This window comes from Pseudomonas sp. TWI628 (assembly GCF_039673865.1).
Lineage (GTDB): Bacteria > Pseudomonadota > Gammaproteobacteria > Pseudomonadales > Pseudomonadaceae > Aquipseudomonas.
The window spans coordinates 120,422-133,847 of the sequence record NZ_JBDJMM010000005.1; the positions used below are offsets into that span (position 1 = coordinate 120,422).

The window sequence follows — 13,426 nt, forward strand, 5'->3', positions numbered from 1 at the left end:
CCCTGTTTTGATCAAGGATGATCCCCATGCCGACTTACCATTCGTCGCCTTGTCCGCCTGCCGAACTGGAGGCGCGGTTACGCCTGCATCGCCTGCCAGAGACAGGATTGCGACGCTTTCACACCTTGCTGGAGGCCTTTGGCAGTGCATCTTCGGCGCTGAGTGCGCCGGGCTCGGCCTGGCGCGCGTTAGGCATCGGGCAGACCACCATCGATGCCCGGCGCAGCGCCGAAGTGCGCGATGGCGCGCTGGCCGCAATGGCCTGGCTAGAGCGCCCGGGCCAGCATTTACTGATGTGGGACGGCCCTGACTACCCGGCACTGCTTAGGGAAATCGACGATGCCCCACCGCTGCTTTTCGTGGCTGGCAATACAGCACTGCTCGACCGACCTCAGCTGGCCATTGTGGGCAGCAGGCGTGCCACACCTCCGGCACTCGATACGGCCAGGGCATTTTCCCGTTATCTGGCGCAGGCCGGTTTCACCATCACCAGCGGGCTGGCCTTGGGCATCGATGGTGCCGCTCATCGGGCGGCGCTAGAGGTCGGCGGGGGTACCATCGGTGTGCTGGGAACAGGCTTGCAAAAACTTTATCCACAGCGCCACCGCGACCTTGCGCGGATGATGATCGACATGGACGGTGCACTGGTGTCCGAGTACCCGCTCGATGCCGGGCCGTTGCCAGGCAACTTCCCGCGGCGCAATCGCATCATCAGCGGCCTGTCGCTCGGTGTGCTGGTGGTCGAGGCCAGCCTTGCCAGCGGCTCGTTGATCACCGCCCGCCTGGCGGCTGAGCAAGGTCGCGAGGTGTACGCGATTCCAGGTTCGATCCACCACCCGGCGGCCAAGGGCTGCCATCAGCTGATTCGTGATGGCGCACTGCTGGTGGAAAGCGTGGAACAGATACTGGAAAGCCTGCGCGGTTGGCAGAACCTGCCGCCCGCTGTGGTAGAGAACCCGCCGCATCCACTGCTTGCCCTGCTGCATGCCGCGCCACAGACTAGCGAGAACCTGGCCCACTTCAGCGACCAGCCGCTGGCCGAGGTGTTGGCGCAGCTGACGGAACTGGAGCTTGAAGGCCGGGTCAGCAATGTCGGCGGGCGTTGGTTTGCCCGCGCTGGCTAAGTACACTGCGCGCAAGCAAGGTTAAAAGGCGGAGAGACGCAAATGGTGAGCAGTTTTCGTGTGCAACAAGCCGCACGTGAGATCCGGGCGGGCGCAGTCATCGCCTACCCGACGGAAGCGGTCTGGGGCCTGGGCTGCGACCCATGGAACGAGGACGCGGTGTATCGCCTGCTGGCACTGAAGTCGCGGCCTGTGGATAAAGGGCTGATCCTGATTGCCGACAACATCCGCCAGTTCGATTTCCTGTTCGAAGATTTTCCCCAGGACTGGATTGATCGCATGGGCAGCACCTGGCCGGGGCCGAACACCTGGCTGGTGCCGCACCAGGACCTGTTGCCGGAGTGGGTGACCGGGCAGCATGACACCGTGGCATTGCGGGTCAGTGATCATCCCCAGGTGCGCGAGCTGTGCGCATTGGTTGGGCCGCTGATTTCCACCTCGTGCAATCCGGGCGGGCGCCCGGCGGCGAAGAGCCGGTTGCGGGTGGAGCAGTATTTCCATGGCCAGCTGGACCTGGTGCTCGGTGGGGCGCTGGGGGGGCGGAAGAATCCGAGTGTGATTCGCAACCTTGCTACTGGCGAAGTCGTTCGCCCGGGCTGATACCTACACACAGGCCTGGCGGGTGGACTTGGTCCCTTGTGGGAGCGGGCGTGCCCGCGAAAAATCCAGCGCGGTACATGGCATGGGCTTCGCCCGTGTTCGCGAGCATGCCCGCTCCCACAGGTTAGGGCCAAGCCTGCGCCGATTTTTCTAACATGCGCGAAGAAGGCCGCGGCATGTTCTGGTCGAACCTGCATGCGATTGAAATGGCGGAGGGTGTGATTGAAGCGATTCTCGATGGTATCGAGACGACACCAACATCGGCGAAGCAGCCCTCACAGGGGTAGCGCTGTACTCAAGGCAGATGCTGGACTTGTGGGCGGGTTCACCCGCGAACACCGGCGAAGCCGGTGCCATGCTCCGCGGCGCCTTCTTCGCGGGTGAACCCGCTCCCACAGGGGGAGTATCTACTGGCTTGAGAGCAGTGTTCGGCTCAAGGCAGCAAAACGGTAGAGCCGACGGTCCTGCGCGCCGACAGCTCCGCCTGCGCCTTCGCCGCCTCACTCAACGGATACCGTTGCTGGATATCCACAACCAGCTTGCCACTGCCAATCATCGCAAACAGGTCATCCGCCATAGCCTGGGTGTTCTCGGCATTATTCGCATAGGTCGCCAATGTCGGCCGGGTCACATACAGCGACCCCTTAGCCGACAAAATTCCCAGGTTCACCCCACTCACCGCGCCCGAGGCATTGCCGAAACTCACCATCAACCCGCGCGGGCGCAGGCAGTCCAGCGAGGTCAGCCAGGTGTCGGCACCGACGCCGTCATACACCACCGGGCACTTCTGGCCATCGGTCAGTTCCAGCACCCGCTTGGCCACGTCCTCGCGGCTGTAGTCGATGGTCGCCCAAGCCCCTAGCGCCTTGGCCCGCTCAGCCTTTTCGGCGGAGCTTACGGTACCGATCAGCTTGGCGCCCAAGGCCTTGGCCCATTGGCACGCCAGCGACCCCACGCCACCTGCGGCGGCATGGAACAGGATCACGTCACCCGGTTTTACCTCATAAGTCTGTTTCAGCAGGTACTGCACGGTCAGCCCCTTGAGCATCACCGCTGCCGCCTGCTCGAAACTGATGTTGTCAGGCAGCTTGACCAGATTGGCCTCCGGCAGCGTATGCACTTCGCTGTAGGCACCAAGAGGGCCACCGGCATGGGCCACGCGGTCGCCAACTTTCAGGCGGGTCACGCCCTCGCCCACTGCCTCGACCACGCCCGCCGCTTCAGTACCCAGGCCAGAAGGCAGGGACGGCGGTGCATACAGCCCGCTGCGGAAGTAAGTGTCGATGAAGTTCAGGCCGATCGCATGGTTACGCACGCGCACCTGCTGCGGCCCGGGTGGGGCGGGTTCGAATTCCACAAGCTGCAGCACTTCCGGGCCGCCATGCTGGCTGAACTGGATACGCTTGGCCATCTCGCACTCCTGTTGTCGGGATCGGGAAAAGGCCTTCTATCGGACGCCTTTGCTTGATCGCCGTCAACTGCGGCGCGCGCGCCGGCGGTGGTATGCTACGCGGCGAATTCTTCCCTGCCCGTTCCTGGTGACCCGATGACTAGCCGCACCGAGGCCGTGAAAGCCTACCTGCTCGACCTGCAAGACCGCATCTGCTCTGCCCTCGAAGCCGAAGACGGCGGCGCCCGCTTCGTCGAGGATGCCTGGGTGCGCGAAGCCGGTGGCGGGGGCCGTACGCGGGTGATCGGCGACGGTAAGTTGATCGAGAAAGGCGGGGTCAACTTCTCCCACGTGTTCGGCGCCGGCTTGCCGCCGTCGGCCAGCGCCCACCGCCCGGAACTGGCGGGTCGTGGTTTCGAGGCCTTGGGCGTGTCGCTGGTGATCCACCCGCACAACCCGCATGTGCCGACGTCCCATGCCAACGTGCGCTTCTTCATCGCCGAGAAGGAAGGTGAAGAGGCGGTCTGGTGGTTCGGCGGCGGCTTCGACCTGACCCCGTACTACGGCAACGAGGAAGACTGCATCCACTGGCACCGCGTGGCCGAACAGGCCTGCGCGCCGTTCGGCGCCGACGTGTACCCGCGCTACAAGGCCTGGTGCGACCGTTACTTCCACCTCAAGCACCGCGGCGAGCCGCGTGGCATCGGCGGCCTGTTCTTCGACGACCTGAACGAGTGGGACTTCGACACCTGCTTCGCCTTCCTGCGCGCCATCGGTGACGCCTACGTCGAGGCCTACCTGCCGATCGTCCAGCGCCGCAAGAACACCCCCTTCACCCCGCAGCAGCGCGAGTTCCAGGAATACCGCCGCGGCCGCTACGTGGAGTTCAACCTGGTCTATGACCGTGGCACCCTGTTCGGCCTGCAGTCTGGTGGCCGTACCGAGTCGATCCTCATGTCGCTGCCGCCGCAAGTGCGCTGGGGCTACGACTGGAAGGCCGCGCCCGGTAGTGAGGAAGCACGCCTGACCGAATACTTCCTGCAGGACCGCGACTGGCTCGGCCAGTAAGCCTGTGGATAAACAAGGAATCGCCATGGACCAGTACGTTGTTTTCGGTAACCCCATCGGCCACAGCAAGTCGCCGCTGATCCACCGCCTGTTCGCCGAACAGACCGGCCAGGACCTGGAGTACTCGACCCTGCTGGCACCGCTGGACGAGTTCAGTGACTGCGCACGCGGCTTCTTCAAGCAAGGTAGCGGTGGCAATGTCACCGTGCCGTTCAAGGAAGAAGCCTACCGCCTGTGCGACAGCCTGACCCCGCGGGCCCAGCGTGCAGGTGCGGTGAACACGCTGAGCAAGCTGGCCGACGGCACCCTGCAGGGCGATAACACCGACGGCGCCGGCCTGGTGCGCGACCTGACGATGAACGCCGGGGTCGAACTGGCCGGCAAGCGCATTCTCATCCTCGGGGCTGGCGGTGCCGTGCGCGGCGTGCTGGAGCCGATCCTGGCGCACCAGCCGCAGTCGCTGGTAATCGCCAACCGTACCGTGGAAAAGGCCGAGCAATTGGCGCGGGAGTTCGATGAACTGGGGCCCGTGGTGGCAAGCGGGTTTGCCTGGTTGCAGGAGCCGGTGGACGTGATCATCAACGCCACTTCGGCAAGCCTGGCCGGTGAGCTGCCGCCGATTGCCGACAGCCTGGTCGAGGCGGGGCGCACGGTGTGCTACGACATGATGTATGGCAAGGAGCCGACGCCGTTCTGCCAGTGGGCCACCCAGCTGGGTGCGGCCAAGGTGCTGGATGGCTTGGGGATGCTGGCTGAGCAGGCGGCTGAGGCCTTCTTTATCTGGCGTGGAGTACGGCCGGATACGGCACCAGTGCTTGCTGAACTGCGCCGCCAACTCGCTCGGGGCTGAGATTGTCGGGGCCGCTTTGCGGCCCATCGCAGGCAAGCCAGCTCCCACAGGTACAGTGCCAACTTCAGGTATTGTGATATCCCTGTAGGAGCCGGCTTGCCGGCGATGAGGCCGGTGCAGGTCAAAGCTTGGCTTTGACGGCCTCAAGAGCATCGCCACCGGCTTTGGTGGTCACCCCGGCCAACCATCCTTCCAGCCGCTCGGGATGCTGCTTGATCCAGGCCTTGGCTGCCTCATCGTAGCTCACCTTCTTATCCACAACCTCGGCCATGATGGTGTTTTCCATGTCCAGGGTGAAACTCAGGTTGCCCAGCAGCTTCGCTGCATTGGGGCAGGCTTGTGGATAACCCTTGCGGGTCAGCGTGAACACCTCGCCCTTGCTGCCAAACCACTTCTCCCCGCCAGTCAGGTAATGCATCTTCAGCTTCACGTTCATCGGATGCGGCGTCCAGCCGAGGAAGGTGATGAACTGTTGCTTCTTCACCGCCCGGTCGACCTGCGCCAGCATCGCCTGCTCACTGGACTCCACTAGTTTCCACTGGCCAAGGTTGAATTCGTTCTTGTCGATGATCTCCTTCAGCGACAAGTTCGCAGGCGCGCCTGAGCCGATGCCGTACAGCTTCTTGTCGAACTGGTCGGCGTGCTTCTGCAGGTCGGCAAAATCCTTCACCCCGGCATTCCATACGTAATCCGGTACCGCCAGGGTGAACTCGGTGCCTTCCAGGTTGCGCGACAGCTGCTGCACATCGCCATTGGCGATGAACTTGTCATGGAAACCTTGCTGCGCCGGCATCCAGTTGCCTAGGAAGGCATCGACCCGGCCGTCCTTGAGGCCGCCGTAGATGATCGGCACCGCCAGGCTGTCGATCTTCACCTGGTAGCCGAGGCTTTCCAGCAGCAGCCGGGCGACAGCGTTGGTCGAGGCGATGTCGCTCCAGCCGGGGTCGGCCATTTTCACGGTGCTGCATTGTGCGTCGCCGTCGGCGGCATGGGCCGTGGCAGTGGCTAGCGCCACGGCGAATACGATGGTGGAGAACTTGTGCATGGCGGCCTCTCTTCTCAATCCATAGGTGCGGGCTGTGGATAACGTGCCTTGCGCTCGAGGTCGTCGAGATCGATATGGTTGCGCATGTACTGTTGGCTGGCATCCACCAGGGGTTGGTGGTCCCAGCTTTTCAGTTTGCCGATGGCCAGCGCCTCGGCCACCAGTCGACGGCGGCGTTGGCTGGCCAGGACTTGCTGGCGGAGGGTGGGAATATCCCAGCGCTGGCGTGCTTCATCGACGAATGCCTGCAGCAGCGCCTGATGGTCCGGGCTGCCGGTGAGGTTCTCCCGCTCGTGCGGGTCGCGGCTCAGGTCATAGAGTAGGCAGGGGTCATCTTCGCTGTACACGAATTTGTACGGCCCACGGCGGATCATCATCAGCGGGCCGACGGTGCCTTCGGCCATGTATTCACCGATGACCTCGTCGTGGCCATCTTGCCCTTGCAGGTGGCCGAGCAGTGAGCGGCCATCCAGGTGCAGCTGGTTATCCACAGCACCGCCGGCCAGTTCCACCAGGGTTGGCAGCAGGTCGCAGGTCGATACCGAGGCACCGATCCGGCTTGCGGCGAAGCGTTTGGGTGCGTGGACCAGCAACGGTACACGCGCCGACATTTCGAACCAGTGCATCTTGTACCAGAGCCCACGCTCGCCGAGCATGTCGCCATGGTCACCGGAGAACACGATCAGGGTGTCGTCGGCCAGGTTGCATTCTTCCAGGGTCTGCAACAGCTGGCCGATGTTGTCGTCGATGTAGCTGCAGGCGCCGAAGTAGGCGCGGCGGGCGTCGCGGATCTTGTCCACAGGCAGCGGTTTGTTCCACAGGTCGTAGACCTTGAGCAGGCGTTGCGAATGCGGGTCGAGTTCGGTCTGGCTGAATTCGGCGTGGGGCATGGGGATATCCACAGCCTCGTAGCGATCCCAGTAGCGCTTGGGGATGGTGTACGGGTCGTGCGGATGGGTCATGGACACGGTCAGGCAGAACGGCCGGCCATCGTTTTCGCGCACATGGTCGTAGAGGTACTGGCGTGCTTTGAAGACGACCTCCTCGTCGAAGTCCAGCTGGTTGGTACGCACGCAGGGCCCAGCCTGTAGCACCGAGGACATGTTGTGGTACCAGCTCGGGCGCACGTCCGGCTCATCCCAGTTCACCGCCCAGCCGTAGTCAGCCGGGTAGATGTCGCTGGTCAGGCGCTCCTCGTAGCCGTGCAACTGGTCCGGGCCGCAGAAATGCATCTTGCCCGACAGCGCGGTGCGGTAGCCCAGGCGGCGCAGGTAGTGTGCATAAGTCGGCACGTCAGCGGGGAAATCGGCCGCGTTGTCGTAGGCGCCGATGCGACTCGGCAGCTGGCCGCTGACCAGGGTGAAGCGTGACGGTGCGCACAGCGGGCTGTTGCAGTAGGCCGAGTCGAACACCACTGCCTGCTTGGCGAGGCGGCTCAGATGGGGCATCTGGATCGGCGAAGGGCCGTAGATCGGCAGCAGGGGCGCGGCCATCTGGTCGGCCATGATGAACAGGATATTCGGGCGCGTCATGGTGGCTTCCATCGTTTAGGGTTATGCGAACCGCTTGCCTACCAAGATGCGACTGTGGATAACATGGGTAAAGCCCATGGCGGGCAATGTCTGGGATTAGCTGAGCTTATGTTTGATCACCTTGCCGAGTTGTCGCTGGATGCCTTGCGTGTGTTCGAGGCCGCAGCCCGCTTGCGTGGGTTTACCGCAGCGGCGCTGGAACTGGGCACTACGCAACCGGCGGTTAGCCAGCAGGTGAAGCGCCTGGAGGCGCAGCTGGGCACACGCCTGTTCGACCGTATCTACCGCGGCATCGAGCTGACCGAGGCGGGCCAGCTGCTGTTCGAGCAGGTGCATCAAGGTTTGCAAGCCATGGATGACGGCATTGCCTTGGCCAGTGGGCGTGGCCAGCGGGAAGTGCTGCAGGTGGCCACCGACTTTGCTTTTGCGGCGTTCTGGCTGATGCCACGGCTGCAGCGCTTTCACGAAGCTTATCCACAGGTCGATGTGAGCCTGGTGACGGGTGAGCGCAGCCAGGGGATGCTACGCCCGGATATCGATGTGGCGGTGCTGTTCGGCGATGGGCGCTTTCATCAGGGCGAAAGCCGCTGGTTGTTCGATGAGGAGGTTTTCCCGGTCTGCAGCCCGCGGCTGATTCATGGCAAACCCTTGTCAGCCGTGGCTTTGCAGCGATTGCCGTTGCTCCACTTGCGCGGTGAGCAGGCTAGTCGCTGGTTTGACTGGGCGGGGGTGTTTCGCGGCTTTGGCGTGGCCAGCCCACCGCCGGCTGGGCAGTTGCGGTTCGATAACTACACACTGCTGATTCAGGCGGCGATTGCCGGGCAAGGAGTGGCGATTGGCTGGGGCCACCTGGTTGATGGGCTGGTGGAGCAAGGGTTGCTGTGTCGGCCGTTGGAGGGGAGTTTGCGGTCGGCGCGGGGGTATTACGCGGTGCTGCCGCCGCGTAAACGGCGTGGGGCGTTGATCGAGCGGTTTGTGGATTGGCTGGAGCGAGAGCGCAGCCTGTGACATCCGTGGGGGGCTGCGCAGCTCCCGGTAAGCTAGACCACGAAGTTCAAATGCTCGCCCCGATGCAGGTCCAGTTCCAGCATATCCACCATCCCCGCCGCCACGCGTGCCAGGCCCTCATCCGCAAGCGTTGGCGGCATGTTGATCAGCGTCCAGTGCAACGCACTGCGCTGCAGCCTATTGACCACTTCATCAACCGCTTCGCGCTGTTCTTCGCTGTACTTACCCGGCACATCCAGCACATCAAAATCGCCCACCAGCAACAGCCGGCGTATAGTCGTGCGGGCAAGCCCGACCACTAGCGCTCCGCTCGCCCGCGCCTGCGCCGCCAGATCGCCCGGCGCCAGCAGGGCAATCACTGCGGAGCCCCCTGCCGCGCCCTGCTCCGCCTGGTCGGCATCGCCCAGCCCGCCTATCTTGAAATGCAGGCCAGGGCGCGGCGCATGGCGGTTGAGGTCGTCGACTACCGCAATGACTTCGTGCTGGCGCGCCAGCAACTCGATCATCAGGGCGTTGCCCAGGCTGCTTTCAGCCCCGAACAACACCAGTTTGAACACTGGGGTTTCGGCATTTTTCACCGCATCACTCCCTTTGCAGGTGGGGGTGATGGTTGGACCGCAATCAGGAGTTATCGTGCAGAGGATCAAGGGCTACCACGCCCACGTGTACTACGACGCATCCACCTTCGAGCAGGCCCGTGAGCTGTGCGAGGAGGCGGCGCGGCTGTTTCCCGTGACCATGGGGCGTATGCACCAGAAACCGGTCGGCCCGCACCCGGATTGGAGCTGCCAGCTGGCTTTCGAGCCGGAGTTCGTAGGGGTGGTACTGCCTTGGCTGGCGCTGTATCGGAAGGGCTTGGTGGTGTTTCTGCATCCGCTGACCGGGGATGAGCTGGCGGATCACCGGGATCATGCGATCTGGATGGGGGCTGTGAGGCCGCTGGATCTGTCGATCTTCGGGGGCTAGATCTTCATCGCCGGCTTGCCGGCGATGAAGGCGAGGTGGATCAGCGGCGAGCGCCGCGCACCCCTTCAGCCAGTGCCGAGCACAGGCTCAGCACGTCTTTGACGGCCTGACCGGGTTCCTTGGCCTGGGCAATCTTGTCCACCAGCGCCGAACCTACCACCACACCATCGGCCAAGCGTGCGATCGCGGCAGCCTGCTCCGGAGTACGGATACCGAAACCGACGCTGATCGGCAGGTCGGTATGCCGACGCAGGCGGGCAATCGCCTCGGTCACGTGTTCGGTAGTCGCGGAACCGGCACCGGTCACGCCCGCCACCGACACGTAGTAGACGAACCCGGAGCTGCGCTCCAGTACGCGCGGCAGGCGTGCATCGTCGGTGGTCGGGGTGGTCAGGCGGATGAAGTCGATGCCTGCAGCCTGGGCCGGGGTGGCCAGCTCGGCGTCGTGCTCAGGTGGCAGGTCGACGATGATCAGGCCATCGACGCCGGCAGCCTTGGCTTCGGCAACGAACTTATCCACACCGAAGCGGTGGATCGGGTTGTAGTAACCCATCAGCACGATCGGCGTGGTGTGGTTATCCACACGGAATTCGCCAACCATCTGCAGGGTCTTGGCCAAGGTCTGGCCGGCTTCCAGGGCGCGCAGGGTGGCGAGCTGGATGGCCACGCCATCGGCCATCGGGTCGGTGAACGGCATGCCCAGTTCGATCACATCGGCGCCGGCAGCCGGCAGGCCCTTGAGGATCTGCAGCGAAGCGTCATAGCCCGGGTCACCAGCAGTGACGAAGGTGACCAGCGCGGAGCGGCCTTCGGCCTTCAGCTGCGCGAAGCGTTGTTCAAGACGGCTCATGCCTGTTTCTCCTGGGCTGCCATGTGGTTCATCACGGTTTGCATGTCTTTGTCGCCGCGGCCGGACAGGCAAATCACCATCAGGTGATCCTTGGGCAGGTTCGGTGCGCGCTTGATCGCTTCGGCCAGGGCGTGGGAGCTTTCCAGGGCCGGAATGATGCCTTCCAGACGGCAGGTAGCATGGAACGCATCCAGTGCTTCGTCGTCGGTGATGCTGACGTACTCGACGCGCTTCACTTCATGCAGGTAGGCGTGCTCCGGGCCGATGCCCGGGTAGTCGAGGCCGGCGGAAATCGAGTGGGCGTCAGTGATCTGGCCGTCTTCGTCCTGCAGCAGGTAGGTGCGGTTGCCGTGCAGTACGCCCGGTACCCCGCCGTTCAGGCTGGCGGCGTGCTTGTCGGTGTGCACGCCGTGGCCGCCGGCTTCGACGCCGATGATCTGCACGCTTGGTTCTTCGAGGAATTCATGGAACAGGCCCATGGCGTTGGAGCCACCGCCCACGCAGGCAATCAGGCTGTCTGGCAGGCGGCCTTCCTTCTCTTGCAGCTGGGCGCGGGTTTCCTTGCCGATGATCGACTGGAAGTCGCGGACCATCGCCGGGTACGGGTGCGGGCCGGCCACGGTGCCGATCAGGTAGAAGGTGTCGTCGACGTTGGTGACCCAGTCGCGCAGGGCCTCGTTCATGGCGTCTTTCAGGGTGCCGGTGCCGGCGGTGACCGGGACGATCTCGGCGCCCAGCAGCTTCATGCGGAACACGTTGGCCTGCTGGCGCTCGATGTCGGTGGCGCCCATGTAGATCACGCAAGGCAAACCGAAGCGCGCAGCCACGGTGGCGGTGGCCACGCCGTGCATGCCGGCGCCGGTTTCGGCGATCAGGCGCTTCTTGCCCATGCGCTTGGCCAGCAGCACCTGGCCGATGCAGTTGTTCACCTTGTGTGCGCCGGTGTGGTTGAGCTCTTCACGCTTGAAGAAGATCTTCGCGCCGCCGCAGCGCTCGGTCAGGCGCTCGGCGAAGTACAGCGGGTTCGGGCGGCCGATGTAGTCGCGCTGGAAGTAGGCCAGTTCTTCGAGGAACTTGGGGTCGGCCTTGGCCGCTTCGTATTCGCGGGCCAGGTCCAGCACCAGCGGCATCAGGGTTTCGGCCACGTAGCGGCCGCCGAACGAGCCGAACAGGCCGTTGGCGTCGGGGCCGGGACGGTATTGGGACTGGGTCATGGGGCGCTCCAAGGCGTAATCAATGAGTGATGGGCTTTACTCTAACCACGGCAAGCCCGGCTGAAAACCGATAAGATTGCGTAAACTTGTCAGAAAAACTCACAGGTAAAATGGCCCACGACCTCCCTCCCCTCAACGCCCTGCGGGCCTTCGAGGCCACTGCCCGGCTCAACAGCGTCAGCCAGGCGGCCGAAGTGCTGCACGTCACCCATGGCGCCGTCAGCCGGCAGATCAAGGTGCTTGAAGAGCACCTGGGCGTGGCCCTGTTCATCAAGGACGGGCGCGGCATCAAACTCACAGATGCCGGCATGCGATTGCGTGATGCCAGCGGCGAGGCGTTCGACCGCCTGCGCAGCGTGTGCGCCGAGTTGAGCCGCGATGTGAGCGAGGCGCCGTTTGTGCTGGGCTGTTCCGGCAGCCTGCTGGCGCGCTGGTTCATCCCCAGGTTGGGGCGGCTGAAGGCTGACTTGCCCGAGTTGCGCCTGCACCTGTCGGCGGGTGAAGGCGACCTCGACCCGCGCCGGCCTGGGCTGGATGCGTTGCTGGTGTATGCCGAACCGCCGTGGCCAGCGGACATGCAGGTGCATGTGCTGGCGCAAGAGCGCATCGGCCCTGTGCTGAGCCCGCATTTCGCCGGTTTCGACCGCTTGCAGGCAGCACCCGCCAAGGCCCTGCTGGACGAAGCCCTGTTGCATACCACTTCACGCCCGCAGGCGTGGCCCACCTGGGCATCTGAACAAGGTCTGGACGCTGGCGCGTTGAAATACGGCCAGGCGTTCGAGCATCTGTATTACTTGCTGGAGGCAGCGGTTGCCGGCCTTGGGGTGGCGATTGCTCCCCAACCACTGGTTGCCGATGACCTGCGAGCCGGACGTTTGAGTGCACCGTGGGGCTTTTCGCCGACGCCTGCAGCGCTGGCGTTGTGGGTGCCTCGGCGCGCCGCAGATGGGCGCGCCGAGCAACTGGCGCAGTGGCTACGCGCCGAACTGGCCAGGCAGAGCGCTTAGTTGCGCTTGCACAGCAGGTACGCCGCCAGCAGGCCAAGCGCGCCAATGGCAACGCCTGCGGTGGTGTACGGGTGCTCCTGGGCGTAGTCGCGGGTGGCGATACCGGTCTGGCGGGTGCGTTCTTTCACCTCTTCATAGGCATCGCTGATAAGGCTGCGTGAATGGCGCAGCGCGCTTTCGGCGTTGCTGCGCATCGCCTTCACTGACTTCTGGGTTTCCTCGGAGGCATCGTGCTTCAGGTTCTCCAGGCTTTTCAGGAGGCTTTCGATCTCCGCTTCCATGCTTTCCAGGGACGTTTTACGCAGCGAGTTGCGGTGCATGTTGACTCTCCTTTGCAGTATGGACTGTAAGGATTGCGACCCCGGGGGTGCGCAAAAGTGCGATCGAACTTTGGCAAAGGGCAGCCGCTCGCAGGTAAACCGGGCTTGCACTGCTAGGCTCAATCTCACTGTCACCCAAGGAGAACGCTCATGACCGATCATCACACTTACAAGAAGATCGAGCTGGTGGGTTCCTCGCCCACCAGCATCGAAGAGGCGATCAACAATGCCCTGGCCGAAGCCGGCAAGAGCATCAAGCACCTGGAGTGGTTCGAAGTGGTCGATACCCGTGGCCATATCCGCGACAACAAGGCGGCGCATTTCCAGGTCACGCTGAAGGTTGGCTTCCGCATCGCCAACAGCTGAAACATTCCCGGGCTGGAATAGCCCTGCGTGATGGCGTTATAACACCGGAGGGCGCCTTGGCGGCGCCCTTCTGGTCTTCTCATCTG

General features: G+C 63.8%; 16 protein-coding genes. 9 read left to right on the forward strand and 7 right to left on the reverse strand.

The genetic code is table 11. The features are described from left to right. Nucleotides 1-26 precede the first annotated feature (26 nt). The 3 genes from dprA to ABE528_RS05535 all read left to right on the forward strand — a co-directional run bounded on the left by dprA (nt 27) and on the right by ABE528_RS05535 (nt 2,011). Nucleotides 27-1,124: a DNA-processing protein DprA gene (dprA, locus tag ABE528_RS05525; protein ID WP_152959276.1), complete on the forward strand. Its 1,098-nt coding sequence runs from the start codon at nt 27-29 to the stop codon at nt 1,122-1,124. Nucleotides 1,125-1,166: 42 nt separating this feature from the next. Continuing rightward, on the forward strand, nt 1,167-1,724 hold the full coding sequence (locus tag ABE528_RS05530; protein WP_152959277.1) for an L-threonylcarbamoyladenylate synthase: 558 nt from the start codon (nt 1,167-1,169) through the stop codon (nt 1,722-1,724). 155 nt (nt 1,725-1,879) lie between these two features. After that, entirely contained in the window at nt 1,880-2,011 is a 132-nt protein-coding gene (locus ABE528_RS05535) for a hypothetical protein (protein ID WP_256669538.1), read from the forward strand. 146 nt (nt 2,012-2,157) lie between these two features. On the opposite strand, the gene ABE528_RS05540 is transcribed toward ABE528_RS05535, so the two are convergent. Next, complete coding sequence (locus ABE528_RS05540; RefSeq protein WP_346652399.1) at nt 2,158-3,135, reverse strand: NADPH:quinone reductase; 978 nt, start codon at nt 3,133-3,135, stop codon at nt 2,158-2,160. A gap of 135 nt (nt 3,136-3,270) precedes the next feature. Between ABE528_RS05540 and hemF the strand changes: the two genes are divergently transcribed. Both hemF and aroE read left to right on the forward strand, forming a co-directional pair. Beyond that, nucleotides 3,271-4,182, forward strand: a complete 912-nt coding sequence (hemF, locus tag ABE528_RS05545; RefSeq protein ID WP_110638928.1) for an oxygen-dependent coproporphyrinogen oxidase — start codon at nt 3,271-3,273, stop codon at nt 4,180-4,182. 25 nt (nt 4,183-4,207) lie between these two features. Continuing rightward, nucleotides 4,208-5,032 carry a shikimate dehydrogenase gene (aroE, locus tag ABE528_RS05550; protein ID WP_346652400.1) on the forward strand — a complete coding sequence of 275 codons (825 nt, stop codon included), beginning with the start codon at nt 4,208-4,210 and terminating at the stop codon, nt 5,030-5,032. A gap of 121 nt (nt 5,033-5,153) precedes the next feature. Here the strand turns inward: aroE and choX are convergent, their stop codons facing one another. Further along, nucleotides 5,154-6,077: a choline ABC transporter substrate-binding protein gene (choX, locus tag ABE528_RS05555; RefSeq protein WP_346652401.1), complete on the reverse strand. Its 924-nt coding sequence runs from the start codon at nt 6,075-6,077 to the stop codon at nt 5,154-5,156. Between the two features lie 14 nt (nt 6,078-6,091). Continuing rightward, entirely contained in the window at nt 6,092-7,609 is a 1,518-nt protein-coding gene (gene betC / locus ABE528_RS05560) for a choline-sulfatase (RefSeq protein ID WP_346652402.1), read from the reverse strand. A 108-nt stretch (nt 7,610-7,717) separates the two neighbouring features. Between betC and ABE528_RS05565 the strand changes: the two genes are divergently transcribed. Beyond that, the gene (locus ABE528_RS05565) at nt 7,718-8,617 is read left to right on the forward strand and encodes a LysR family transcriptional regulator (RefSeq protein ID WP_152959282.1); all 900 of its coding nucleotides are present in this window, start codon (nt 7,718-7,720) and stop codon (nt 8,615-8,617) included. Between the two features lie 32 nt (nt 8,618-8,649). On the opposite strand, the gene ABE528_RS05570 is transcribed toward ABE528_RS05565, so the two are convergent. Beyond that, a complete protein-coding gene (locus tag ABE528_RS05570; protein ID WP_346652403.1) occupies nt 8,650-9,195 on the reverse strand; it encodes an NADH-flavin reductase in 546 nt (181 codons plus the stop codon). Nucleotides 9,196-9,250: 55 nt separating this feature from the next. Between ABE528_RS05570 and ABE528_RS05575 the strand changes: the two genes are divergently transcribed. After that, nucleotides 9,251-9,583, forward strand: a complete 333-nt coding sequence (locus ABE528_RS05575) for a DOPA 4,5-dioxygenase family protein (protein ID WP_346652404.1) — start codon at nt 9,251-9,253, stop codon at nt 9,581-9,583. 40 nt (nt 9,584-9,623) lie between these two features. On the opposite strand, the gene trpA is transcribed toward ABE528_RS05575, so the two are convergent. Then, nucleotides 9,624-10,433 (reverse strand): tryptophan synthase subunit alpha, encoded by an 810-nt coding sequence (gene trpA / locus ABE528_RS05580; protein WP_346652405.1) that lies wholly within the window; start codon nt 10,431-10,433, stop codon nt 9,624-9,626. Next, nucleotides 10,430-11,647, reverse strand: coding sequence for a tryptophan synthase subunit beta (trpB, locus tag ABE528_RS05585; RefSeq protein ID WP_346652406.1), 1,218 nt, complete (start codon nt 11,645-11,647; stop codon nt 10,430-10,432). The genes trpA and trpB overlap by 4 nt, the downstream gene beginning before the upstream one ends. A 110-nt stretch (nt 11,648-11,757) precedes the next feature. Between trpB and ABE528_RS05590 the strand changes: the two genes are divergently transcribed. Then, nucleotides 11,758-12,654, forward strand: a complete 897-nt coding sequence (locus ABE528_RS05590) for a LysR family transcriptional regulator (protein ID WP_152958478.1) — start codon at nt 11,758-11,760, stop codon at nt 12,652-12,654. On the opposite strand, the gene ABE528_RS05595 is transcribed toward ABE528_RS05590, so the two are convergent. Beyond that, entirely contained in the window at nt 12,651-12,974 is a 324-nt protein-coding gene (locus tag ABE528_RS05595) for a DUF883 family protein (RefSeq protein WP_027917148.1), read from the reverse strand. The two genes, ABE528_RS05590 and ABE528_RS05595, sit on opposite strands and share 4 nt — an antisense overlap. Before the next feature lie 150 nt (nt 12,975-13,124). On the opposite strand from ABE528_RS05595, the gene ABE528_RS05600 reads away from it, so the two are divergent. Further along, nucleotides 13,125-13,340 (forward strand): dodecin, encoded by a 216-nt coding sequence (locus tag ABE528_RS05600; protein WP_003253076.1) that lies wholly within the window; start codon nt 13,125-13,127, stop codon nt 13,338-13,340. The last annotated feature ends 86 nt before the right edge of the window (nt 13,341-13,426 follow it).

Coding starts and splice junctions, on each gene's coding strand:
- dprA (WP_152959276.1), top strand. CDS start 27: ATGCCGACTTACCATTCGTCGCCTTGTCCGCCTGCCGAACTGGAGGCG.
- ABE528_RS05530 (WP_152959277.1), top strand. CDS start 1,167: ATGGTGAGCAGTTTTCGTGTGCAACAAGCCGCACGTGAGATCCGGGCG.
- ABE528_RS05535 (WP_256669538.1), top strand. CDS start 1,880: ATGCGCGAAGAAGGCCGCGGCATGTTCTGGTCGAACCTGCATGCGATT.
- ABE528_RS05540 (WP_346652399.1), bottom strand. CDS start 3,135: ATGGCCAAGCGTATCCAGTTCAGCCAGCATGGCGGCCCGGAAGTGCTG.
- hemF (WP_110638928.1), top strand. CDS start 3,271: ATGACTAGCCGCACCGAGGCCGTGAAAGCCTACCTGCTCGACCTGCAA.
- aroE (WP_346652400.1), top strand. CDS start 4,208: ATGGACCAGTACGTTGTTTTCGGTAACCCCATCGGCCACAGCAAGTCG.
- choX (WP_346652401.1), bottom strand. CDS start 6,077: ATGCACAAGTTCTCCACCATCGTATTCGCCGTGGCGCTAGCCACTGCC.
- betC (WP_346652402.1), bottom strand. CDS start 7,609: ATGACGCGCCCGAATATCCTGTTCATCATGGCCGACCAGATGGCCGCG.
- ABE528_RS05565 (WP_152959282.1), top strand. CDS start 7,718: ATGTTTGATCACCTTGCCGAGTTGTCGCTGGATGCCTTGCGTGTGTTC.
- trpA (WP_346652405.1), bottom strand. CDS start 10,433: ATGAGCCGTCTTGAACAACGCTTCGCGCAGCTGAAGGCCGAAGGCCGC.
- trpB (WP_346652406.1), bottom strand. CDS start 11,647: ATGACCCAGTCCCAATACCGTCCCGGCCCCGACGCCAACGGCCTGTTC.
- ABE528_RS05590 (WP_152958478.1), top strand. CDS start 11,758: ATGGCCCACGACCTCCCTCCCCTCAACGCCCTGCGGGCCTTCGAGGCC.
- ABE528_RS05595 (WP_027917148.1), bottom strand. CDS start 12,974: ATGCACCGCAACTCGCTGCGTAAAACGTCCCTGGAAAGCATGGAAGCG.
- ABE528_RS05600 (WP_003253076.1), top strand. CDS start 13,125: ATGACCGATCATCACACTTACAAGAAGATCGAGCTGGTGGGTTCCTCG.